Origin of the sequence: Pseudomonas sp. IzPS59, assembly GCF_014863505.1 — a bacterium.
Lineage (GTDB): Bacteria > Pseudomonadota > Gammaproteobacteria > Pseudomonadales > Pseudomonadaceae > Aquipseudomonas > Aquipseudomonas kribbensis.
Window position 1 is genome coordinate 310,181 of sequence record NZ_CP062251.1, and the last position, 21,434, is coordinate 331,614.

General features: G+C 59.9%; 23 protein-coding genes. 10 read left to right on the plus strand and 13 right to left on the minus strand.

From position 1 onward, the window contains the following. Window positions 1-10 precede the first annotated feature (10 nt). Together rimK and IF189_RS01340 are read right to left on the minus strand one after the other, a co-directional pair. Entirely contained in the window at window positions 11-916 is a 906-nt protein-coding gene (rimK, locus tag IF189_RS01335; protein WP_007949201.1) for a 30S ribosomal protein S6--L-glutamate ligase, read from the minus strand. After that, window positions 913-1,332 (minus strand): ATP-dependent zinc protease, encoded by a 420-nt coding sequence (locus IF189_RS01340; protein ID WP_240789107.1) that lies wholly within the window; start codon window positions 1,330-1,332, stop codon window positions 913-915. Before IF189_RS01340 ends, rimK begins: the two co-directional genes overlap by 4 nt. 278 nt (window positions 1,333-1,610) lie before the next feature. Here IF189_RS01340 and IF189_RS01345 point away from each other — a divergent pair, with 278 nt between their 5' ends. After that, complete coding sequence (locus IF189_RS01345; RefSeq protein ID WP_085712712.1) at window positions 1,611-2,018, plus strand: RNA-binding S4 domain-containing protein; 408 nt, start codon at window positions 1,611-1,613, stop codon at window positions 2,016-2,018. A gap of 68 nt (window positions 2,019-2,086) precedes the next feature. Here IF189_RS01345 and IF189_RS01350 read toward each other — a convergent pair whose 3' ends face one another. Further along, window positions 2,087-2,887: a phosphatase PAP2 family protein gene (locus IF189_RS01350; RefSeq protein WP_134825139.1), complete on the minus strand. Its 801-nt coding sequence runs from the start codon at window positions 2,885-2,887 to the stop codon at window positions 2,087-2,089. 104 nt (window positions 2,888-2,991) lie between these two features. Here IF189_RS01350 and hslO point away from each other — a divergent pair, with 104 nt between their 5' ends. Continuing rightward, window positions 2,992-3,894, plus strand: coding sequence for an Hsp33 family molecular chaperone HslO (gene hslO, locus IF189_RS01355; protein WP_134825140.1), 903 nt, complete (start codon window positions 2,992-2,994; stop codon window positions 3,892-3,894). 181 nt (window positions 3,895-4,075) lie between these two features. Continuing rightward, on the plus strand, window positions 4,076-5,617 hold the full coding sequence (locus IF189_RS01360; RefSeq protein WP_085733328.1) for a phosphoenolpyruvate carboxykinase: 1,542 nt from the start codon (window positions 4,076-4,078) through the stop codon (window positions 5,615-5,617). Between the two features lie 172 nt (window positions 5,618-5,789). On the opposite strand, the gene IF189_RS01365 is transcribed toward IF189_RS01360, so the two are convergent. From IF189_RS01365 to IF189_RS01385, 5 genes are all read right to left on the minus strand, one after another. Beyond that, window positions 5,790-6,062, minus strand: a complete 273-nt coding sequence (locus IF189_RS01365) for a type II toxin-antitoxin system RelE/ParE family toxin (protein ID WP_192552709.1) — start codon at window positions 6,060-6,062, stop codon at window positions 5,790-5,792. Continuing rightward, window positions 6,062-6,505, minus strand: a complete 444-nt coding sequence (locus IF189_RS01370; RefSeq protein WP_134825142.1) for a hypothetical protein — start codon at window positions 6,503-6,505, stop codon at window positions 6,062-6,064. Before IF189_RS01370 ends, IF189_RS01365 begins: the two co-directional genes overlap by 1 nt. Window positions 6,506-6,664: 159 nt before the next feature. Then, entirely contained in the window at window positions 6,665-6,964 is a 300-nt protein-coding gene (locus tag IF189_RS01375; RefSeq protein WP_085712718.1) for a hypothetical protein, read from the minus strand. Window positions 6,965-7,307: 343 nt separating this feature from the next. Continuing rightward, window positions 7,308-8,435: a hypothetical protein gene (locus tag IF189_RS01380; RefSeq protein ID WP_134825143.1), complete on the minus strand. Its 1,128-nt coding sequence runs from the start codon at window positions 8,433-8,435 to the stop codon at window positions 7,308-7,310. A 102-nt stretch (window positions 8,436-8,537) separates the two neighbouring features. Beyond that, window positions 8,538-8,819 (minus strand): hypothetical protein, encoded by a 282-nt coding sequence (locus IF189_RS01385; RefSeq protein WP_134825144.1) that lies wholly within the window; start codon window positions 8,817-8,819, stop codon window positions 8,538-8,540. A 303-nt stretch (window positions 8,820-9,122) separates the two neighbouring features. On the opposite strand from IF189_RS01385, the gene IF189_RS01390 reads away from it, so the two are divergent. The 4 genes from IF189_RS01390 (at window position 9,123) to IF189_RS01405 (ending at window position 13,736) form a co-directional block, all read left to right on the plus strand. Continuing rightward, the gene (locus IF189_RS01390; RefSeq protein WP_192552710.1) at window positions 9,123-9,626 is read left to right on the plus strand and encodes a polysaccharide deacetylase; all 504 of its coding nucleotides are present in this window, start codon (window positions 9,123-9,125) and stop codon (window positions 9,624-9,626) included. Between the two features lie 386 nt (window positions 9,627-10,012). Continuing rightward, window positions 10,013-11,941 carry an ATP-dependent DNA helicase RecQ gene (locus IF189_RS01395; RefSeq protein ID WP_192552711.1) on the plus strand — a complete coding sequence of 643 codons (1,929 nt, stop codon included), beginning with the start codon at window positions 10,013-10,015 and terminating at the stop codon, window positions 11,939-11,941. Window positions 11,942-12,049: 108 nt separating this feature from the next. Next, a complete protein-coding gene (locus IF189_RS01400) occupies window positions 12,050-13,273 on the plus strand; it encodes a 3-hydroxyacyl-CoA dehydrogenase (protein ID WP_134825147.1) in 1,224 nt (407 codons plus the stop codon). A 31-nt stretch (window positions 13,274-13,304) separates the two neighbouring features. After that, window positions 13,305-13,736 carry an acyl-CoA thioesterase gene (locus IF189_RS01405; RefSeq protein ID WP_167748720.1) on the plus strand — a complete coding sequence of 144 codons (432 nt, stop codon included), beginning with the start codon at window positions 13,305-13,307 and terminating at the stop codon, window positions 13,734-13,736. 64 nt (window positions 13,737-13,800) lie between these two features. Here the strand turns inward: IF189_RS01405 and IF189_RS01410 are convergent, their stop codons facing one another. From IF189_RS01410 to IF189_RS01425, 4 genes are all read right to left on the minus strand, one after another. Further along, window positions 13,801-14,280 carry a glycine zipper domain-containing protein gene (locus tag IF189_RS01410; protein WP_085712724.1) on the minus strand — a complete coding sequence of 160 codons (480 nt, stop codon included), beginning with the start codon at window positions 14,278-14,280 and terminating at the stop codon, window positions 13,801-13,803. 210 nt (window positions 14,281-14,490) lie between these two features. Next, the gene (locus IF189_RS01415) at window positions 14,491-16,839 is read right to left on the minus strand and encodes an FdhF/YdeP family oxidoreductase (protein WP_192552712.1); all 2,349 of its coding nucleotides are present in this window, start codon (window positions 16,837-16,839) and stop codon (window positions 14,491-14,493) included. Continuing rightward, window positions 16,836-17,675 carry a formate dehydrogenase accessory sulfurtransferase FdhD gene (gene fdhD, locus IF189_RS01420; protein ID WP_192552713.1) on the minus strand — a complete coding sequence of 280 codons (840 nt, stop codon included), beginning with the start codon at window positions 17,673-17,675 and terminating at the stop codon, window positions 16,836-16,838. Before fdhD ends, IF189_RS01415 begins: the two co-directional genes overlap by 4 nt. Before the next feature lie 92 nt (window positions 17,676-17,767). Continuing rightward, window positions 17,768-18,655: a LysR family transcriptional regulator gene (locus IF189_RS01425; RefSeq protein ID WP_102620609.1), complete on the minus strand. Its 888-nt coding sequence runs from the start codon at window positions 18,653-18,655 to the stop codon at window positions 17,768-17,770. 137 nt (window positions 18,656-18,792) lie between these two features. Here IF189_RS01425 and lysM point away from each other — a divergent pair, with 137 nt between their 5' ends. Next, complete coding sequence (lysM, locus tag IF189_RS01430) at window positions 18,793-19,233, plus strand: peptidoglycan-binding protein LysM (protein ID WP_134825149.1); 441 nt, start codon at window positions 18,793-18,795, stop codon at window positions 19,231-19,233. A gap of 41 nt (window positions 19,234-19,274) precedes the next feature. On the opposite strand, the gene yrfG is transcribed toward lysM, so the two are convergent. Further along, window positions 19,275-19,937, minus strand: a complete 663-nt coding sequence (gene yrfG, locus IF189_RS01435) for a GMP/IMP nucleotidase (RefSeq protein ID WP_085712728.1) — start codon at window positions 19,935-19,937, stop codon at window positions 19,275-19,277. An 88-nt stretch (window positions 19,938-20,025) separates the two neighbouring features. Between yrfG and nudE the strand changes: the two genes are divergently transcribed. Continuing rightward, complete coding sequence (gene nudE, locus IF189_RS01440; protein WP_085712729.1) at window positions 20,026-20,592, plus strand: ADP compounds hydrolase NudE; 567 nt, start codon at window positions 20,026-20,028, stop codon at window positions 20,590-20,592. Window positions 20,593-20,597: 5 nt separating this feature from the next. Then, the gene (cysQ, locus tag IF189_RS01445) at window positions 20,598-21,431 is read left to right on the plus strand and encodes a 3'(2'),5'-bisphosphate nucleotidase CysQ (protein ID WP_192553550.1); all 834 of its coding nucleotides are present in this window, start codon (window positions 20,598-20,600) and stop codon (window positions 21,429-21,431) included. Window positions 21,432-21,434 lie beyond the last annotated feature (3 nt).

A 21,434-nucleotide genomic window follows, 5' to 3' on the forward strand; every position in this document is an offset into this window, starting at 1 on the left:
GATTCAAGGTTCAACCCTTGCCTTTTGTGCGAGTCATGTTCGGCCCGCCATTCTTCTCAAGGTGTTCGATGATGATCCCCGCCACATTCTTGCCGGTGGTGGTCTCGATCCCTTCCAGGCCCGGTGACGAGTTCACTTCCATCACCAGCGGCCCGTGATTCGAACGCAGGATATCCACGCCCGCCACCGCCAGGCCCATGACCTTGGCGGCGCGCAATGCGGTCATGCGTTCTTCCGGGGTGATCTTGATCAGGCTGGCGCTGCCACCCCGGTGCAGGTTGGAGCGGAATTCCCCCGGCTTGGCCTGACGCTTCATCGCCGCGATCACCTTGTCGCCGACCACGAAGCAGCGAATATCCGCGCCGCCGGCCTCCTTGATGTATTCCTGCACCATGATGTTCTGCTTGAGGCCCATGAAGGCCTCGATCACCGACTCCGCCGCCGTCGCGGTTTCGCACAGCACCACGCCGATGCCCTGAGTGCCTTCCAGTACCTTGATCACCAGCGGCGCGCCGTTGACCATATCGATCAGGTCGGGAATGTCGTCCGGCGAGTGGGCGAACCCGGTCACCGGCAGGCCGATGCCCCGGCGTGACAGCAGTTGCAGCGACCGCAGCTTGTCCCGGGAGCGGGCGATGGCAACCGATTCGTTGAGCGGGAACACCCCCATCATTTCGAATTGACGCAGCACCGCGCAGCCATAGAACGTCACCGATGCGCCGATCCGCGGGATCACCGCATCGAAACCTTCCAGCGGTTTGCCGCGATAGTGGATCTGCGGCTTGTGGCTGGCGATGTTCATGTAGGCGCGCAAGGTATCGATCACTACCATTTCATGCCCGCGCTCGGTTCCGGCTTCGACCAGACGGCGGGTGGAATACAGACGCGGATTCCGCGACAGCACAGCGATCTTCATGCAACACCTGTGGAGGAGGTAGATACCGGGAACACCGGCTTGTCTTGTACATACTTGATGCCCGGATTGACCACCAGCTGGCCGTCGATCAGGGCTTTGGAACCGAGCAACAGGCGATAGCGCATGGACTTGCGGCAGGCGAGGGTGAACTCGACCGGCCAGACCCGATCACCGAGGGCCAGGGTGGTACTGATCACATAGCGCACCTGGGCCTGGCCGTTGGAACTCTTGATGGTCTTGCGGGTGACCAGCGGCGCTTCGCAACGCCGGTGGCGCAACTGCACCACCGTGCCCAGGTGCGCGGTGAAGCGCACCCACTTCTCGCCGTCCCGTTCGAACGGCTCGATGTCGGTGGCGTGCAGGCTGGAGGTGCTGGCGCCGGTGTCGATTTTCGCCCGAAGGCCCGCGACTCCCAGATCCGGGAGCGCCACCCACTCGCGCAGACCGACAACGGTCAAATGGTCAAATGTCTTCAAAAAAATGCTCAACCGGTGAAAACCGATCAGCCCGCAGGGGGCCGGATTTGCGGTATTCACGCAGAATAGTGGTTAAAAGGCGACAGATATCTACGGCCCGGATTGGCGCCATCTCAAGCACGCCCCGGAATGTGCGCATTGTAATCCGGGACGGTGCAATTCATGGCACGACAGAAACGGTAGTACAGTTCATCAATATTTCAGAATGAGGAAATTCCATGGCACAAAAAAGCGAAGAGGACGACAAGGTCCGTCTCGATAAATGGTTGTGGGCTGCGCGTTTTTTCAAAACCCGTGCCTTGGCCAAAGCCGCCATTGAAAGCGGCAAGGTGCATTGTCGGGGAGAGCGCTGCAAGCCTGGCAAAGAGCCACGCATCGGCGACGAATTCGAGATTCGCACTGGCTTCGATGAAAAGACCGTTGTGGTGCAAGCCCTGTCGATCGTGCGTCGTGGCGCGCCGGAAGCGCAGACGCTCTATGCCGAGACCGAGGCCAGTATCGCCAAACGTGAAGCGGCTGCGGCGATGCGCAAGGCTGGCGCGCTGGGCGTGACCACCGATGGCAAACCGAGCAAGAAACAGCGCCGGGATCTGTTTAAATTTCGTGGGAACAGTGGCGGAGAATAAAAAATCGCAGCCTGCCGGTCCTGACTCAAGACTCGTCAATGGCTGCGATTTTTTTCAGCGGTCGTCGATTATCGTGCGGACACGACAGTCATCCGCGAAACCACCGGCAACTTGCTCAGCAGCCCGAAGATCGGCGCGGTGACCTTCAGCCAGAAGTTCGCCGCGTGATAGGCAAACGGTGTGTAGTAACCCCAACCCAACGCCCACACCGCCAGCAGCAGGCCACCGATGTAGTCGTCCTGGCCCCAGTGCGCGCCGGCCACCAGTCGCGGCAACATGAACAGCAGCGCCAGGCCCCAGACCGTCAGGAACTGGCCGGCTGAGCGACTGAACACACCCATGAACAACGCCCAGATCAGCAGCACCGAAGCGTGGTCACCGGGAAAGCTCTGGCTGGAGCGATCCTTCAGCTCAAAGGTTTTCTCCAGATGCGGAAAATAGTCGCTCATATGGACGGCGCCTTCGAGCACCATGGAAGGGCTGTTGTGCTGCCAGCCCATGTGGTCGGCGAATTTGGAAAACAGCGCGCGGATCACCACCATCAGCAGCAGGATCGAGAAAAATCCGAAGAAGGCGCGACGTACGTCAATCGCCTTGAAGACCCAGTCGCCCTTGATCAGCAGCGTCAGCAGAATCAGTCCGACGACAACGTCGAACGGGCGCAGACTTGCAATTGCCCAGATGTGGAGCCATATGGGGTTGCTGGCCAGCGGAGTATTGAGTGAGCGGAACAGCCACTCGTCGAAAACCACACACAGCATCTGGCCTGTAGGCCATAACCAGAAAGCCAGTAGTGCCAATGGCACCGCATTGCACAGAACCAGCCGGCCGAGGTTCCACCTTGATTGGAACAAACCCGGATTGTTCATAAAATGCCTCCCGTGGCTGAACATAGGCATCAAAATGGATGCCAGAAGCGCGGGATTTTCATTCTTTGTAACCTTTTTGTCATTAAAATCAGATACCTAGACCTATGACCGATTTCCTCGATACCGATTACACCCAACGCTTCATCTTCGATGACAGCGACACGCGCGGCGAACTGGTGTCGCTGGAACGCAGCTACGCCGAAGTGCTCGCCAAGCACCCGTACCCGGAGCCGGTTGCGCAATTGCTGGGCGAATTCATGGCTGCCGCGTCGTTGCTGGTGGGCACCCTGAAATTCGATGGTTTGCTGATTCTTCAGGCACGCTCCGAAGGCCCGATTCCGCTGCTGATGATCGAGTGCTCCAGCGAGCGTGAAATCCGAGGCCTGGCCCGTTACGAGGCAGACCTGATCGCTCCTGACGCGACCCTCGCCGACCTGATGCCCAACGGCGTTCTGGCCCTGACGATCGACCCGACCGTCGGCCAGCGTTATCAGGGCATCGTCGATCTCGACGGCGAAACCCTGTCCGACTGCTTCACCAACTACTTCGTCATGTCCCAGCAGGTCGGCACCCGCTTCAAGCTGTGCGCCGATGGCCGTCGCGCCCGTGGCCTGCTGCTGCAGCAACTGCCGGCAGATCGCCTGAAAGATGAAGACGAACGGGCCGCCAGCTGGCAGCACATCACCGCGCTGGGCAATACCCTGACCGCTGATGAACTGTTGAGCCTGGACAACGAAACCGTTCTGCATCGCCTCTACCATGAAGAGCAGGTCCGACTGTTCGATGTGCAGAAATTGCGTTTCCACTGCAGCTGCTCCCGCGAGCGTTCGGGCAATGCGCTGGTCAGCCTGGGTCTGGAAGATGCGCAGCAATTGGTGGCCGAACAGGGTGGCAGCGTCGAGATCGATTGCCAGTTCTGCAACCAGCGCTACCTGTTCGATGCGGCAGATATCGCTCAATTGTTCGCTGGCGCGGGCGTCGAGACGCCGTCAGATACCCGGCACTAAAACGGTTCAGCGCAGGTAAATTCACTGCTCAACGACGGAATAACGCCGTTACGACGGGAGGGCCCTACTCTTTTTGGGCTTTTCTGGCATAATCCGGCCCACTTTTTTCGCGGTAGTAGTGCACGACTTTCTACTACAAAACGTTTGGAGCACACTCGGCCACTGGCCGACGGGGAACCTCATGACGCAAGCCAATAACGCCGTGTACACCGATCTGAGTGTTGATGATCTGGTAAAAGAAGCCCTGAAACGCGGTGAAGGCGAGCTTGCCGATACCGGCGCTCTGGTAGTTCGCACCGGTCACCGCACCGGCCGTTCGCCAGTCGACCGTTTCATCGTTGAAGAGCCTTCCACCCAGGACGCGATTGCCTGGGGCCCGATCAACCGCAAGTTCCCGGCCGACAAGTTCGACGCGCTGTGGGCTCGTGTCGAGGCGTTCAACAACGCGCAAGAGCATTTCGTTTCCCACGTGCATGTAGGCGCGGCCGAAGATCACTACCTGGCCGTGAAGATGACCACTCAGACTGCCTGGCAGAACCTGTTCGGTCGTTGCCTGTTCATCAACCCGGCCCAGTACAACCCGGCCGGTCGTGAAGAGTGGCAAGTGCTGAACGTCGCCAACTTCGAGTGCGTGCCTGAGCGTGACGGCACCAACTCCGACGGTTGCGTGATCCTCAACTTCGCCCAGAAGAAAGTGCTGATCGCCGGCATGCGTTACGCCGGTGAAATGAAGAAAGCCATGTTCTCGGTGCAGAACTTCCTGCTGCCGGCTTCCGACGTGCTGCCAATGCACTGCGCTGCCAACATCGGCGAAGCAGGCGACGTGACCCTGTTCTTCGGTCTGTCTGGCACCGGCAAGACCACCCTGTCCGCCGACGAAAGCCGTTACCTGATCGGTGACGACGAACACGGCTGGGGCGAAGGCGTTGTCTTCAACATCGAAGGCGGCTGCTACGCCAAGTGCATCGACTTGTCCGAGAAGAACGAGCCGGTCATCTGGAAAGCTATCAAGCACGGCGCCGTGCTGGAAAACGTCGTGATCGACGATGCCAAGCACGCCGACTACGCCGATGTCAGCCTGACCCAGAACAGCCGCGCAGCCTACCCGCTGGAGCACGTTGCCAAGCGTTCCGAGAAGAACCTGGGCGGCGAGCCGAACGCTGTGATCTTCCTGACCTGCGACCTGACCGGCGTACTGCCGCCAGTGTCGATCCTGAACAACGAGCAGGCGGCCTACCACTTCCTGTCCGGCTACACCGCACTGGTGGGCTCGACTGAAATGGGTTCGGGCAGCGGCATCAAGTCGACCTTCTCCACCTGCTTCGGCGCGCCGTTCTTCCCGCGTCCGGCTGGCGAATACGCTGAGCTGCTGATCAAGCGCATCAAGGGCTTCGGCTCCAAGGTCTACCTGGTCAACACCGGCTGGACCGGCGGTGGCTACGGCGTCGGCAAACGCTTCAACATCCCGACCACCCGCGCCGTGATCGCAGCGATCCAGAGCGGCGCGCTGATCGGTGCCGAAACCGAACACCTGGACACCATCAACCTGGACGTGCCACTGGCCGTACCGGGCGTCGAAACCAACCTGCTCAACCCGCGCAACACCTGGGCTGACAAGGCTGCGTACGACGAAGCTGCCAAAGCACTGGCCGGTCTGTTCATCGAGAACTTCAAGAAGTTCGATGTGAGCGACGCGATCAAGGCTGCCGGGCCTAAGTTGTAAGACTTAGTTCTGGTGAATGAAAAAGCCGCCTCTTAGGGGCGGCTTTTTTGTGGGTGATTGGTTGGGCTTCGTTGTCAGATCAACTGCCATTATTCCCGCAGAGTCCGCGCTAAACAGCCAGAATAATGCTACTTAAGGAGCCGCGAACTCCTAAGCATTTTTTCTCCAGCCATCATGGCCATTGCCGTCTGGTATGCAGCACTCGCAGCACCTCCACAACATCAACTTTGATTGCGTAGATGATGACGTAGTTTGGGGTGACGACGATTTCGCGGGTGCCTTCCGCGATACCTTTTCGGTATATGGTTGGGTGCTGGCGAGCGCTTTCTCCTTTCAGTTCGAAAACCTTATCGAGCTCAATCGCTGCAACGGGATTTTCCTGTCCGATACGCTCCATGATGTTGTCTCGGTCATCCAGCGCCTCTTGGCGCCAGACCAACCTCATCAACGTACTCGCTGACGCAGGGCGTCCCGCTTGGCGGCAAATATCCTGCGAGCGTCTTCATCGCTGACGCTCGGTCTTGGGTCATCAATGCTGATTTGTACCTGTTGTTTGACCCACTCTTCATATGCAGCGGCTTCATGAGCTTGCTTCATCGCTTCGGCGCGATCAGGGCGAGCATAGGTTTTTATTTGAAGAGGATCATAACTGGAGGCGTCCACATCGAAGTGATTGATACCCACTCCTTGCAGGTAGGTCACCAGTGTTTCGAACCGCTTGAACAGCCGCACCTGACCACTGCGTTGCGCTGCCAGTGAATACTCTTTGCTTCCTTGCTGAACTTGAATCGACCAGCCACCGGGCTTGGCGACGATATGTGCGCTACTGATCGAACCGTTCTCAAACAGTCGCGTGAGAGTGCTGTGATCAATGGTTTCAGTGGTCATGAAAGCAAGCCCTTGGTTGAACAATGGCTCCCATCGTACGCAATCAATAATAGTTTGCAAAATTCAGGTCCTTAAAGTTTTGCGCTAGAAATGTCAGCGTCAGTGTTCGAGATAGAGGCAGGCAGTTCTAGCCATGAACACGCCCGCCCGAGAAATTCGTTAGGCCGGGGCTTTCCAGCTGAGCATTTTCTGCTGGGCGACTTGCAGCAGGTCACAGCCGTCTTTGGTCAGCAGGTAGAGGGCGTGGGTGATGTGCGGGATGTCTTCGACGTCGGCGTGTTTGAAGCAGAGGCAGTAGAGGGTTTGCAGCAGGTCGCTGGAAGCACGCAGGCGCTGGACGGCGCATTCGAGGATGTCTTGCGGGTTGGCATCGGTGTCGATGACCAGGGGCTTGGTGTCGGTGAGGTTGGAGTCGAGTGGACGGTAGCGATCGGAGTGGAGCTCGTTCCATGATTTCATTTTTTCTATCTCTGTAGGCATCGATGAACCGCTGCTACCGTGACCAAGCGGTGGAGGCGGACTGTGTTCAAGTTGGTCAAACCGGCAGAGATAACCCGGTACGCCGAAGCGTCCCAAACACAGCCCGCCATATAGCGTGCCGACAGAAAGAGGTCGGCAGCATACAAGGGCATGCATCAGTTATCTCTGTTTTTCAGGTGACCAAACCTGAATCGCTGATTGGGCAGCGACAGTCACAACTATAGGTTTCGACCTAACGGCGCCGATAGAAGACAAGGCGCCGCTGCGTGTAGGAACGGGATGCAGATTCGAGCAGGCCGTTCCTACATATCAGTCACGGTTTTCAACGAATCGCCCGATACGCCTCAACATCCAGCACACTCGTCGTCAGCCCGGTCGCCGGGGTGTAGATCGTGCCTTTCACCGTCGAGAACGGGACGCCTTTGCTGCCCAGTGAAACGTAGCGTTCACCCTGATCCAGTTCGGTGAACCAGGTGTAGGAGCACTTCTCCATGGCCTTGTATTTCGCTGCCGCGTTGACGATGACAGCGGTGTGGTTTCGAAGGTCGGCGTCAGTAAGGTTGAGGTTCTTGTCGAGCACGGTGCCCCAGCGTTTCAGGCACACCTCGGCAAAGTGACGGACGATCAGGCCAGGTTCGGCCACAACCTTCGGACCACTGACGCCATCGGCCGAAGCATTGCCGACCAGGGTGGCGTGACGGCCAGGCATTGGAAAAATGCTGGTTTTGGTGCCGGTCGCGGTTTGCGGGATGACGCAACTGAAACCCTTGGAGCGTTCGTCTCGTGCATAAAAGCCCACGTACTCTTTCACGTTGTAGTTGAGCTTTACCCGGTGTTCCTGAAAGTTACCGATACCGGGCACAGGATCAATGGCAAAGATATTCACCGGAATGTTTTTCAGCGCACTGTCGTTGAACATGGCATTGGCCAGCATATGGCAACTAATGCCGCCACGGCTCCAGCCCACGAGATTGACCTTTGTTGGAATGACACCGTCCTTGCGGAAGGTTTTAATGATTTGCTCTTGTAACTTCTGTTGCGTGACGCTGCGCTCGCCATAGTTATATTTGCGCCATAGCCAGGAACCCTCGACCTTTACATCTTCAATCGGAATGCCTGCAGCTTTCAGGCGATTGTATTCCGCTTCGGTCAGTTGCTCGCGCTGCCAGTCGCATTTGCCTTTGATGATGTTCATCGCGTGCTGGACGTTTTCCTCCCAGCCCTTGCCGAACAGGGTTCCGCTGAGGCCATAGTCCTTGGATTTGGTGAACAGATCATCGGCCTGCAGGTTGCTGGTGCCGGGGCCATCGACCACGATCCATTCGGCAAACTCGCGACCGGCGTGATGGGAGGCGAGTGTGGAAACCAGCTCACCATCCCAATAGTTTTCATGGGCAATATCAAACTTTGTGGAACCTGTACCGCAAAAGAAAATAGTCAGCGTAGTCATGTTGTTGCTCTTGGTTGATGAAAGAGCAAACAGGCTAGTTCTGAGCTTTGCAGTAATGGAAGCGAAGGGTTGTTGCGAACTTTGTAAGTTTGGCGGGCGGCGTCAATTGTTTATTCGTTGTCTGGCAACTTCCAGCAAGTCACAGCCGTCCTGCGTCAATAAATAAAGCGCATTGACGATGTTGGGGATGTCTTTCACATCGGCCTGTTTGAAACACAGGCAGTAAAGAGTTTCCAGCAGGTTGTTGGCTGCACGCAGCCGTTGATCGGCGGCATCGAGGAGATCGAGGTGGCCCGCCTCCGTATCAATGACCAGCACGGGCGTTTCGCTATAGCAGGTTGTGAGTGAGCGATATCGGGTGTTGAGCGGTTTGAACATGTTCATGATCGGGTGTGTCCTTTACGAAGTTGCTGTGGCGGGCCGATACAGTGCTTTCAGTTGCGCCGGCCACTATAGAAGGACGCCCTCGAGCGGAACAAGACAGCCACGATGGACAGAATTCGTAGGGGTTTTTCCGGGGTTCGGGCATTTGCCCTACGTGTTTTTCAAGCTTTTTCACAGCCAAACCCTGATCAGCGAAATTTCCCAAGTGTTTGTCGGGCGATTCCCGTTAAACCTCTGTATGGTGCGCGCCAGAATCCGTAGGGCGTTTCCAGACGTCCGACACACGCTTAAAGGGAATTAGGTATGCAGTGGCTACGAATGGCCTCGATCATTTTGCTGTGGGCCAGTGGTTGTCGCATGGCAGTGGCCTCCGATACGGCCAACGGGCTGGCGCTTGTCAATCTGGAACGCAGTGGGTGGCCGGAAGCGCTCACCACTCAGGACAACATCGATACGGCTTCCCGCGCGCAAGTGCTGATCTTCGGCAAGGCCCTGTTGGCCAGTGAAGCGCTGGACGAAGCGGGACTCAAGCAACGACTGGGCGTGCAGCAAATGCAGCTCAAGTCGATCCGGCAAGTGCGCGACGGTCTGTGGGATCGCCTGCTCAACACCTACCGCAACGCCAGCCAGCATTGCGACGAACAAGCGTTTTGCCCACGGGTGCGCAGCGTCGCCGATCTGCGCCAGCTGGCGGCGGCATTCACCGGTGATATCAGCCCGGCCCATGCACAATGGGCAAGCAAGAGCCTGGACGTGCATGAGCGGGTACTGGATGAGCAACTGCGGGTGGCTGTCTTGCGGCCATAAAGCTGCTTTTGCGGGTGTCAGGCCGAAGAGGTTTCACCCGTTGTCACGGCGGACGCCCAGGGCGGGGGGAAGTTGTCGGGAGAGGGCGTACATCCACTCAGTAACAGGGATGCAAAGATCAGGGCGAAGGGCAGTTTCAAACGGTTCGACATGTTCACTCCTTGATAAAAATCCATGGGCATCGGCCGTCCTGGCTCGACGCGTGACGGACATTACCCTCAGGTCGATTCACACGGCGATGAACAAAGTGTTTCATTTGTTTGATCCCGTGGCGTGGCCGCCGACGCTGTATCATCCCGTATCGATTTGCCCCCCGACCTTTTCTCGATTCGCTGCGATCGCCCGCTAGGCTGTTGGCATCACAGCGGTCAACGGAGTGACAGCGAATGCACAACACCCTGGAACAGGTTTTCGGTTATCCACAGTTTCGACCCGGTCAGGAAGCGGCAATCAGCGCTGTGCTCGCTGGGCGCTCGGCGGCGGCGATCTTTCCCACCGGGTCGGGAAAATCCCTTTGCTACCAGGTGCCGGCTCTCCTGCTGCCACACCTGACGCTGGTGGTCTCGCCGTTGCTGGCGCTGATGCAGGACCAGCTCGAATTCTTGCGGCGCCACGGCATTTCGGCGGGGAGCATCGACTCGGCACAAAGTCGCGAAGACGCCAACGATGTGATGTCCCGCGCCCGTTCAGGTGAGCTGAAGATCCTGATGATTTCCGTCGAGCGCCTGAAGAACGAGCGCTTTCGCAATTTTTTACAGCAGGTGCCGATCTCGCTGCTGGTGGTGGATGAGGCGCACTGCATCTCCGAGTGGGGCCACAACTTCCGCCCCGACTACCTCAAGCTGCCGGACTACCAGCGCCAGTTCAACATCCCGCAGACCCTGCTGCTGACCGCCACGGCAACGCCGAAAGTCATCGCCGACATGCAGGCGAAATTCGCCATCGCCGCCGAAGACGTCGTGACCACCGGTTTCTATCGACCCAACCTCAATCTGCTGGTGGAGCCGGTGCGCGGTGAGGACAAGCGGCGACGGCTGGTGCAATGGATGGCCGAGCGGGCGGGCCAGCCGAGCATCGTCTACGTCACTCTGCAGAAAACCGCCGAACACATCGCCGAACATCTGGGGCGCAATGGCATTCAGGCCGAGGCTTACCATGCCGGGCTGCCCCACGAACAACGGGACGCGATCCAGAAGCGCTTCATGGGCGGGCAGTCCAATTGCATCGTCGCCACCATCGCGTTCGGCATGGGCATCGACAAGAGCGACATCCGCAACGTGGTGCATTTCGACCTGCCCAAATCCATCGAAAACTACAGCCAGGAAATCGGCCGCGCCGGGCGTGACGGGCAACCGTCCGACTGCCTGGTGCTGGCCAACCGCGACAGCCTCAATGTGCTGGAAAACTTCGTCTACGGCGACACGCCGGAGCGCGATGGCATTCGCCATGTGCTGGATGAGTTGCAGGCCGCTGCACCTGAAGGTCAGTGGGAGTTTTTGCTCGGGCCGTTGGCGGATCAGAGCAACATCCGTGCGCTGCCATTGAAGACATTGCTGGTGCAACTGGAGCTGCGAGGACTGATTGCCCCGCGCTACGCGTATTACGCCGAATACCGTTTCAAGTACCTGCTGGAACCCGAGGCGTTGCTTGAGCGTTTCGAGGGTGAGCGCAGGGATTTCGTCGCAGCGATCATCCAGACTTCGAGCCGCGCACGGACCTGGGCCACGGTGAATTTCGAGGCGATGTATTCGCAGTATTCGGCCGAGCGCAACCGCGTGGTGAAGGCGCTGGATTACTTCCAGGAAAAGGGCTGGGTCGAGCTGGAAAGCAAACAGATGACCGAGGTGTACAACGTGCTGTACAGCAACTTCGACAGCCAGGTCTTGAGTGGCGAGCTGCATGATTACTTCTCCCGCCACGAACAGACCGAAGTGGCGCGGATTCACGCGATGCTCGAATTGTTCGCCACCGAGCGCTGCCTGGGCTATCGACTGGCGGAGTATTTCGGCGATCACAATGCCCCCGAGCAGTGCGGGCATTGCTCGGTGTGTCACGGGCAGATTGCCCGGTTGCCGGCGCCTCCGGAATTGCCGGCGCTTGTGGATAAAAGCTTCCCGGCGTTGTGCGGCGACTTTATCCACAGGCACGAGCAACAGACCGGCAATGCGCCTTCAGCGGAACGGCTGACGCGTTTTCTGTGCGGGATCAGTGTGCCGCTGTTCACCAGGCTCAAGGCGCGGACCATTTCCGGGTATGCATCGCTGGAGACGTATCCCTACGCTGACGTGCGAGCGTGGGCTCAAGCGCATCTCTGAGCATCGAATCCATTTGCTGAATGTCGATCATCACGGCAATAAACTTCAAAAATGCCCGGTGGCTGACTATGGTGAAGGCTGTCTTTGGATCTCCAACAAGAGAACAACATGAGCCAGACATCCTTCGAAATCCGCCAGGCCGCCGTGATCGGCGCCGGCACCATGGGCCGCGGCATTGTCATGTGCCTGGCCAACGCCGGCGTGTCAGTGCAATGGGTCGACAACAATCCACAGATGCTCGAGCAGGCGCTGAAGGCGGTGGCCGATACCTATGCGCACAACGTGCGTCAGGGACGGATCGATCAGGCCGAGGCCGATGCGCGAATCGCCCGGGTCAGCACGGCGGCGGATTATGTGGCGATCCGCAATGTCGATCTGGTGATCGAAGCGGTGTACGAGAATCTCGAGCTCAAGCAGAAGATCTTCCGTGAGCTCGATGGCTTGCTGAAGCCGGAGGCGCTGCTGGCAAGCAATACCTCGGCGCTGGACATCGATGCAATTGCCGCCGCGACACGACGGCCGACCCAGGTGCTGGGCCTGCATTTCTTCAGTCCGGCGCACATCATGAAATTGCTGGAAATCGTCCGTGGCGCGCGAACCTCGCCGGCCGTGCTGGAAGCGGCTCTCGAACTGGGCAAGCGCATGGGCAAGGTCAGTGTGGTGTCGGGCAACTGTCACGGATTTATCGGCAACCGCATGCTTCATCCTTACGTGCTCGAGGCGCGCAAGATGCTGCTCGAAGGGGCCTGGCCACAGCAGATCGACGCGACGTTGCAGGGCTTCGGTTTTGCCATGGGGCCGTTTCGCATGTACGACGTGGTCGGCATCGATCTGGAGTGGCGAGCCCGTGAGCTCGCCGGCAAGGGCCAGGACGCGCCAGAGGTCCAGGTGGATAACCGCTTGTGCGAGCTGGGGCGGTTCGGACAGAAGTCCGGTAACGGCTACTACCACTATGAGCCCGGCAGTCGTCAGGCCGAGCATGACCCCGAGGTGGATGCGCTGGTGTTGAGCGTCAGCGAAGGTCTGGGGTTTCATCGCCGTGACATCGGGTCCGAGGAGATCCTTGAGCGTTGCCTTCTGGCGTTGGTCAACGAGGGCGCGAAAATCCTGCAGGAAGGGATTGCCGAGTCGGCCCATGACATCGATCAGGTTTATCTGAATGGCTACGGCTTCCCGGCGGAGAGAGGCGGGCCTATGGCCTGGGCGGACGATCAGGGGCTGGCAGACATTCACAAGCGGTTGCTGGCGCTGGAGACCCGGCAGGGTGATCAATGGCGGCCAGCGCAATTGATTGGCGAGCTGGCAGCGCGAGGAAAGGGTTTTTACCTTTAGACTGGGCCGATCACTCAAGGAATCGACATTGATGTCCAACCCGATGCCGCAACGCACCGATTACCCGCATTTCCAGCCGATCACCACTCGCTGGCACGACAACGATGCCTATGGCCACGTCAACAACGTCACCTACTACAGCTTTTTCGATACGGCCGTGAACACCTACCTGATTCAGGTCGGTGGCCTGGATATCCACGATGGTGAGGTGGTAGGGTTTGTGGTGAGTTCGTCCTGCGATTACTTTGCCTCGATTGCATTTCCGGACTTGATTGAAGTCGGCTTGCGGGTCGGAAAACTGGGTAACAGTTCAGTGCAGTACGAGCTGGCCGTGTTCAAGGCTGGCGAGCATGAAGCCTGCGCGGCGGGGCGCTTCGTTCATGTATTCGTTGATCGGGCGTCGAACCAGCCTGTGGCGATCCCGGCGGGTTTGCGCGGGGCGCTGGAGCGGCTGGCGATCTGACAGGCAAAAAAAATCGCAGCTCGGGCGAGCTGCGATCTGGCTGTACCGGCAACGAGGTCAGGCCTCAGTCGCGGTAGTAGCGGTGGTGCTTGCGATGGCCGTAGGCATGGCCGCGACCATGGTGGTAGTCACGGTAGTAGCGACGATCATCACGGCCGCGATCATAACGACGGTCTTCGCGATTGCTCTCGTTGCCCATGTAGTTACCCAGCGCGCCACCGGCGCCGCCACCTGCTGCGGCGCCGATCAGGCTGCCGGTGGTGCCGCCCATGCTGCGGCCGACCACGTTACCGCCGGCTGCGCCCAGCGCACCGCCAATGGCGGCTTCGCCACGGCTGTGTTTGTTGGCGCCAACCGCGCTACCACCCGCGCCGCCCAGGGCTGCGCCAATGGTTGAACCTGTGCTGCCGCCCAAAGACTGACCGACGACCGAGCCAAGAACCCCGCCCAATGCGCCGCCCACACCTGCTTCGGTGGTGCCTCCGGCAGAAGCGAAGCCACTGACCAGGCCAAGGGACAACAAGAGAATCTGGGAGAACTTCATAGAGGAGCCTCAAAGGGATGACGGCGCGATCCTGAGGCTGTGTAACAAGGCTGACAATCGAAATCCGACGAATAACACGACTTGTATACAATTATGCAAGTTACTGATTTTTGGGTGGAACTTAACCGATTTTGGCCGGTCTTTAGCTACTTCACAAAGGCCGCTTTTATGCAAAAGCGGCCTTTTTTGTGGGCGCAGAAAAGTTTTGTATCAGGCCGACCTGGCCATGATCAACCCTGACTCACTCGCCGCTTCCAACCGGATCGCGATGAACTTCGACGTCGGCGTATGGCTGCCGTCCCCGGTGCTTTCCAGCGGTACCAGCGGATTCACCTCTGGATAGTAGGCAGCTGCCTGACCTGCCGGAATATCGAACGCCAGCAGCGTGAAGCCCTTCACCCGACGCTCGCGGCCATCGTCCCACAGCGACACGATGTCGGCCTTCTGCCCCGGTTTGAAACCCAGACGAATGATGTCCGCCTCGTTGGCGAATAGCACATCACGCTGTCCTTTCACCCCGCGATAACGGTCGTCGAGACCATAAATCGTGGTGTTGTACTGATCGTGAGAACGCATCGATTGCAGGATCAGGTCCGGCAGTTTACCGGTGGCGCGGGTGCGCTCGTGAATCAGGTCCTTGGGCAGCATGTTCGGTTTGAAGTTGGCCCGGCCCGACGTGGTGTTCCACTTGCGCGCGCCGGCGCTGTTGCCGAGGTAGAAGCCGCCCGGGTTCTTGACCTTCTCGTTGAAGTCCTTGAAGCCCGGAATGGTGTCGGCGATCAGTTCGCGGATGCGCCGGTAGTCGGCCACCAGCCAGTTCCAGTCCACCGGTTTGCTTCCCAGGGTCGCAGCGGCGATGCCGGCGATGATCGACGGCTCCGAGCGCATCTGGTTCGACAGCGGCTGCAACTGACCGTTGGAGGCGTGCACCATGCTGAACGAGTCTTCCACGGTGACGGCTTGCGGGCCTTCGGTCTGGATGTCGATGTCGGTACGGCCCAGGCACGGCAGGATCAATGCGTCCTTGCCGTGGGCCAGGTGGCTGCGGTTGAGCTTGGTGCTGATCTGCACGGTCAGGTCGCAGTTGCGCAGGGCCTGGAAGGTACGTGGGCTGTCCGGCGTGGCCTGAGCGAAGTTGCCGCCCAGACCGATGAACACCTTGGCGCGACCTTCGGCCATCGCGTGAATCGCTTCGACCACGTTGTGCCCGTTGTGGCGCGGCACCTTGAACTGGAAGCGACGCTCCAGGGAATCGAGGAACGCCACCGGCGGACGCTCGTTGATGCCCATGGTGCGGTCGCCCTGCACGTTGCTGTGGCCGCGCACCGGGCACAGACCGGCGCCGGGTTTGCCGATGTTGCCGCGCAGCAGCATCAGGTTGGCGATTTCCTGGATGGTCGGCACCGAGTGGCGGTGCTGGGTGATGCCCATCGCCCAGCACATGATCACGTTCTTGCCTTTGGCGTACATGCGCGCCGCTTGCTCGATTTCCACCAGGGTCAGGCCGGACTGCTCAACGATCTGCTCCCACGGCGTGTCATCGACGACGCCGAGGTACTCCAGCACGTTGACGCTGTGTTCATTGAGGAAGTCGTGATCGAACACTGCCGGCGCACCGGCCTTCTGCGCATCCCGCTCCCATTGCAGCAGGAACTTGGCCATGCCGCGCAGTACCGCCATGTCGCCGCCGAGTGCCGGGCGGAAATAGGCGGTGTTGGTCGGTTTGTCGCCGTTGGTGAGCATTTCGATCGGGTGCTGCGGATGCTGGAAACGTTCCAGGCCGCGCTCTTTCAGCGGGTTGATGCAGACCACCTGAGCGCCGCGCTTCACCGCTTCACGCAGCGGTTCGAGCATGCGCGGATGGTTGGTGCCCGGGTTCTGGCCCCAGACGAAAATCGCATCGGCGTGTTCGAAATCGTCGAAAGTCACGGTGCCTTTGCCGACGCCGACGCTTTGCGCGAGCGCTACGCCGCTGGCCTCGTGGCACATGTTCGAGCAGTCGGGGAAGTTGTTGGTGCCGAAAGCGCGGACGAACAGCTGATACAGATACGCCGCTTCGTTGCTCGCGCGACCGGAGGTGTAGAACTCGGCCTGGTCCGGGCTCGACAACGCTTGCAGGTGTTTGCCGATCAGCGCGTAGGCATCGTCCCAGCTGATCGGTTTGTAGCGATCGGTTTCGGCGTCATACACCACCGGCTCGGTCAGGCGACCTTGATACTCGAGCCAGTAGTCGCTCTGCTCCAGCAACGCGGTGACGCTGTGCTTGGCGAAGAACTTTGCATCCACTCGACGCTTGGTCGCTTCCCAGTTCACCGCTTTGGCGCCGTTTTCGCAGAACTTGACCATGCCGCTTTCCGGCGAATCGCCCCAGGCGCAGCCCGGGCAGTCGAAGCCGCCGTTCTGGTTGGTCTTGAGCATCATGCGCAGGTTTTTCAGCGCGTTGTCGCTGGTCAACCAGGCCTGGGCCACGCTGATCAGCGCGCCCCAGCCGCCGGCTGCGCCCTTGTAGGGCTTGTAGCGCGGGACGGGTTTCTGGTCGGCTTGATGGTGTTGGCTCACGGGTGTTTCTCCATTTCTGGGCTATACACCCGCGGCGCGTTTTTCTGCGGCAGGTGGATGAGATTGAGGTTGTGGCGACGGGCCCATTGCACGGCGAGGCCGGTGGGTGCGGACAGACTGACGAGGGTCTGGATCCCGGCGCGCAGGACTTTCTGGATCAATTCAAGGCTGCAACGGCTGGTGACAATCGCCAGGCCGCCGGTTGTGGATATCTTTTGCCGGACCAGGCCCCCGATCAGTTTGTCGAGGGCGTTGTGCCGGCCGATGTCTTCACGGCCCAGCAGCAATTCACCGCTGGCATTCATGAACACCGCCGCGTGTACCGCGCCGCAATGCTGGCCCAGCGGCTGGAACGCGCCGATGCGCTGGCGCAGACCGTCGAGCCATTCGACCGGCGGCAAAGGCGCGCCGGGCAAGACCTTGAGATCGGGCAACGCCTGTTCCACCGCTTCTACGCCGCACAACCCGCAACCGCTGGTGCCGGCCAGTTGCCGACGTTGCTGCTTGAGGTTCCAGAACGCGCGATTGGCGATGGTCACCTGAGCGTACTGCGCCGAGCCTGAACCGGTCAGTTGCAGGTCATAAATGTCGGTGGCGTCTTCGATGATGCCGCTGCCCAGGCTGAAGCCGACGATGAAGTCTTCGAGGTCGGTTGGCGTCACCAGCATCACGGCCTGGCTGATGCCGTTGTAGGCAATCGCCAAGGCGACTTCCTCGGCCAGCGCGGTGCTGGCCGACTCCGCCAGGGGCAGGTCGCTGTAGCTGTAGGTCTGACTGGCGGCGGGCGCGGGCGTTTCGAGTGCAGGCGCCGCGCAGGCCGGGCGCTTGGCGTTCATGGCATCACCGACGGATTGATCAACGTTAAGACTAGGCGCGGCAACTTGTCGCGTCTAATCGCTAGTGTCGATCTATCGATAGATGCCGTCGATCAAGCGGCCGCGGGCGATTTCTGATACAGCGCGAAACAGGCCTCGGCCAGCGCCGAGCGCGGGGCACCACGGCGCATGATCAGCCCCAGTCGGGCGAGGGTCTGAGCGTTTTCGATAGGCTGCAGCCGCAAGTGATCGGTGAGGCGTTCGAGGCCGCCGTCCAGCGGCATGATCGCGCAGCAGAATCCGCCGTGCACGGCTTGTAACAATTGATGCACGGCGTCGGTCTGCAACAGCGGCTGCGGTGTCAGGCCCCGGCTGTGGAAGTTGTGGTCGATGGACTGGCGAAAGTGCATGCCGCTGGTGAGCATGCCCAGCGGCAGTTCGATCAGCGCCTGCCAGCTCAGTGGTGCTTCGCCGAAACTGAAGGAGCGCTGATCGTAGAGCAGGCCCATGCGGGTTTCGTCGAACGCCAGGGATTCGAAACGTTCGTTGTCGAGACGATCCAGATAGGACACGCCAATGTCGATCCGGTTGTCCGCCAGTTGTTCGAGGATCTGCTCGGAGCTGAGCGCCGACAGTTCGAAGCGCAGCTCCGGGTGTGCAGCGTGCAGGCGTTGCATCAGCGGCAGCGGATCGAAACTCGACAGCGGCACTACCCCCAGGCGCAGGGTGCCGATCAGGTTGCCGCGACAGGCAGCCGCTTCCGCCTGCAAGCCGTCATAGGCCGCCAGCACGGTACGGGCCCAGGCCAGCACTCGCTCGCCTGGCGCGGTAAAGCCTTCGAAGCGCTGGCCGCGATTGACCAGCGGCAGATCGAGTTCTTCTTCGAGGCTGCGCAGGCGCATCGACAGGGTCGGCTGGGTGATGTGGCAGCGGGCGGCGGCCTGGCCGAAGTGGCGGGTTTCGTCGAGGGCGATGAGGAATTTCAGCTGCTTGATGTCCATCTTCGCTCCGGGGCGCTGGCAAGGGTGGGCGATTCTACCGCTTGCACGGGGGCAGGGTCATTGGTCGGGCCGGAACCGGCGGGGTTCGGGGTGGTCTAGGCTTGGGCGTCTGGAACTTAAATCAAGGAGTGTGCGCAATGAGTCTTTTGAGCTTTGTAAAAGAGGCCGGTGAGAAGCTGATCGACCTGCTGACCCCCGGCAACGCCAATGCCAGCGAGCAGTTGAAGGAACACATCAACAAAGTCGGGTTGGGTAACCCGAATGTCCAGGCCACCGTGGACGGCGACAAGGTGACGGTCACCGGCGAAGTGGCGAGCCAGGAAGAGAAAGAGAAGATTCTGCTGGCCGTCGGCAATATCGAAGGCGTGGGCAGTGTCGATGACCAGATCACGGTCACCGGGCCGGTGGTGGCCGCCGCACGTTTTGTGGTGGTGAAAAAGGGCGACACCCTCAGCGCGATTTCCCTGGCGGTGTATGGCAACGCCAACCAGTACAACAAGATCTTCGAAGCCAACAAGCCAATGCTCAAGGATGTGAACAAGATCTATCCGGGGCAGACGCTGCGTATTCCTGATTGACAACACACCTGCAGGAGCTGCTTCGGCAGCTCCTGCAACGTTCAGAGTCCGCTGATCAAATCACGATAATCCTCGACCGCCGCAAACTCCGCCGTGTCCTTCGGCCCCTTGCGACTGTCCGGTTCCTTTACCGCCAACAGATGCGCCACCCCGAAATCCCGCGCACTGCGCAGGATCGGCAAGGTGTCGTCGATGAACAGACTGCGCGCCGGGTCAAAACCGATATCGGCCTGCAAGGCATCCCAGAACTGCGGGTTCTCCTTGGGAAATCCGTAATCGTGAGAGCTGATCAGTCGCTCGAAGTAGGGCGCCAGTTCAACCCGTTCCAGTTTCAGCGACAGTGAATCGCGGTGCGCATTGGTGATCATCACCACACGTTTGCCGGCCCGTTTGATCGCGGCCAGAAAGGTGTCGGCGTCGGGGCGCAACGCGATCAGGTGGGCGGTTTCCAGTTTCAGTTCACGCACCGACAGCTTCAGTTCCGCGCTCCAGAAATCCAGGCAATACCACTGCAATTGACCGGCATGGCGCTCGAACAACGGCTGCAATTCCATTTCCGCCATGGCCCGGCTCACGCCATGCAGTTCGGCATAGCGCTGTGGCAAGTGTTCCAGCCAGAAGTGGTTGTCGAAGTGCAGATCCAGCAACGTGCCGTCCATGTCCAGCAGAACGGTATCGATGTCGGACCACGGTAATGAAGGCATGGCAACGTCTCGAACGGTAGAAAGATATCCGACACAAACAATCGGAAAAGCCGCGTTATAGTAGCGCGTTCACGCCAAGGAGCTTTGCATGCGCCAGAAACCAACCGTACTCGCCCGGGAAATCGTCGCCACCAGCCGTCTGTTCTGCGTCGAAGAGCTGAAGCTGCGCTTTTCCAACGGCGTGGAGCGTACCTACGAGCGGCTGGTGGGCAAGGGCGCCGGTTATGGCGCGGTGATGATCGTGGCCATGCTCGATGCCGAGCACGCGGTGCTGGTCGAGGAGTACTGCGGCGGTACCGATGAATACGAACTGTCCCTGCCCAAAGGGTTGATCGAACCGGGCGAGGATGTGCTGGCGGCGGCCGAGCGTGAGCTCAAGGAAGAGGCCGGCTTTGGCGCGCGGCAGCTGGAGCACCTGACCGAGTTGTCGTTGTCCCCCGGTTACATGAGCCAGAAAATCCAGGTGGTGCTCGCCAGCGATCTGTACGAAGAACGACTGGAAGGCGATGAGCCGGAGCCGATGCGGGTGGACAAGGTCAACCTGCGGGATCTCTCTTCGTTGGCGCAAAATCCGCAATTTTCCGAAGGTCGAGCCCTGGCGGCGTTGTACCTGGCCCGCGATCTGCTGACCCAGCGCGGCGTTTTCCAGTCATGAGTGAGATGTCGATGAGTTTTCCCCATCCGATGATGGCACCGGTGGTTGAGCTGGCGCTGCAGGCCGGCGAGGCGATCCTGCCGTTCTGGCGCGCCGATGTGGCGGTCACCGCCAAGTCCGATGATTCGCCGGTGACCGCTGCGGACCTCGCCGCGCACCATGTGATCGTCGCTGGCCTGACGGCGCTGGATCCGAGCATCCCGGTGTTGTCCGAGGAGGACGCCAACATCCCGCAAAGCGTGCGCGCCGGCTGGCAGCGCTGGTGGCTGGTAGATCCGCTGGATGGCACCAAGGAATTCATCAGCGGCAGTGAAGAGTTCACCGTCAACATCGCCCTGATCGAAAATGGCCGCGTGGTGTTCGGGGTGGTTTCGATGCCCACCAACGGGCGTTTCTACGTCGGCGGTGCCGGGCTCGGTGCATGGCGTGGCGAAACGGGCGGCACGCCGATGGCGATCAAGGTGCGTGACGTGCCGGGGCCAGGCGAAGCATTCACCGTGGTCGCCAGCCGTCGTCATTCGAGCCCGGAGCAGGAGCGCTTGCTGGCCGGATTGAGCGCAAGCCTCGGAGAGTTGCAACTGGCCAACATCGGCAGTTCGTTGAAGTTCTGTCTGTTGGCCGAAGGTGCGGCGGACTGCTATCCGCGACTGGCGCCGACATCCCAATGGGACACGGCGGCGGCGCAAGGCGTGCTGGAAGGCGCGGGTGGCGAGGTGCTGGGGTTGAACGGTGAAGCCTTCTGCTACCCGGCGCGGGAATCACTGCTGAACGAGTTCTTCCTGGCGCTGCCGGCAAAAGCCGCATGGCGCGCGAAGCTGCTGGAACTGTCCCGCTCCTGAGTA

Excerpts from the sequence above, each read along its gene's own strand:
- rimK (WP_007949201.1), bottom strand. The coding sequence starts at position 916 with ATGAAGATCGCTGTGCTGTCGCGGAATCCGCGTCTGTATTCCACCCGC.
- IF189_RS01345 (WP_085712712.1), top strand. The coding sequence starts at position 1,611 with ATGGCACAAAAAAGCGAAGAGGACGACAAGGTCCGTCTCGATAAATGG.
- IF189_RS01350 (WP_134825139.1), bottom strand. The coding sequence starts at position 2,887 with ATGAACAATCCGGGTTTGTTCCAATCAAGGTGGAACCTCGGCCGGCTG.
- hslO (WP_134825140.1), top strand. The coding sequence starts at position 2,992 with ATGACCGATTTCCTCGATACCGATTACACCCAACGCTTCATCTTCGAT.
- IF189_RS01360 (WP_085733328.1), top strand. The coding sequence starts at position 4,076 with ATGACGCAAGCCAATAACGCCGTGTACACCGATCTGAGTGTTGATGAT.
- IF189_RS01365 (WP_192552709.1), bottom strand. The coding sequence starts at position 6,062 with ATGAGGTTGGTCTGGCGCCAAGAGGCGCTGGATGACCGAGACAACATC.
- IF189_RS01370 (WP_134825142.1), bottom strand. The coding sequence starts at position 6,505 with ATGACCACTGAAACCATTGATCACAGCACTCTCACGCGACTGTTTGAG.
- IF189_RS01375 (WP_085712718.1), bottom strand. The coding sequence starts at position 6,964 with ATGAAATCATGGAACGAGCTCCACTCCGATCGCTACCGTCCACTCGAC.
- IF189_RS01380 (WP_134825143.1), bottom strand. The coding sequence starts at position 8,435 with ATGACTACGCTGACTATTTTCTTTTGCGGTACAGGTTCCACAAAGTTT.
- IF189_RS01385 (WP_134825144.1), bottom strand. The coding sequence starts at position 8,819 with ATGAACATGTTCAAACCGCTCAACACCCGATATCGCTCACTCACAACC.
- IF189_RS01390 (WP_192552710.1), top strand. The coding sequence starts at position 9,123 with ATGCAGTGGCTACGAATGGCCTCGATCATTTTGCTGTGGGCCAGTGGT.
- IF189_RS01395 (WP_192552711.1), top strand. The coding sequence starts at position 10,013 with ATGCACAACACCCTGGAACAGGTTTTCGGTTATCCACAGTTTCGACCC.
- IF189_RS01400 (WP_134825147.1), top strand. The coding sequence starts at position 12,050 with ATGAGCCAGACATCCTTCGAAATCCGCCAGGCCGCCGTGATCGGCGCC.
- IF189_RS01405 (WP_167748720.1), top strand. The coding sequence starts at position 13,305 with ATGTCCAACCCGATGCCGCAACGCACCGATTACCCGCATTTCCAGCCG.
- IF189_RS01410 (WP_085712724.1), bottom strand. The coding sequence starts at position 14,280 with ATGAAGTTCTCCCAGATTCTCTTGTTGTCCCTTGGCCTGGTCAGTGGC.
- fdhD (WP_192552713.1), bottom strand. The coding sequence starts at position 17,675 with ATGAACGCCAAGCGCCCGGCCTGCGCGGCGCCTGCACTCGAAACGCCC.
- IF189_RS01425 (WP_102620609.1), bottom strand. The coding sequence starts at position 18,655 with ATGGACATCAAGCAGCTGAAATTCCTCATCGCCCTCGACGAAACCCGC.
- lysM (WP_134825149.1), top strand. The coding sequence starts at position 18,793 with ATGAGTCTTTTGAGCTTTGTAAAAGAGGCCGGTGAGAAGCTGATCGAC.
- yrfG (WP_085712728.1), bottom strand. The coding sequence starts at position 19,937 with ATGCCTTCATTACCGTGGTCCGACATCGATACCGTTCTGCTGGACATG.
- nudE (WP_085712729.1), top strand. The coding sequence starts at position 20,026 with ATGCGCCAGAAACCAACCGTACTCGCCCGGGAAATCGTCGCCACCAGC.
- cysQ (WP_192553550.1), top strand. The coding sequence starts at position 20,598 with ATGTCGATGAGTTTTCCCCATCCGATGATGGCACCGGTGGTTGAGCTG.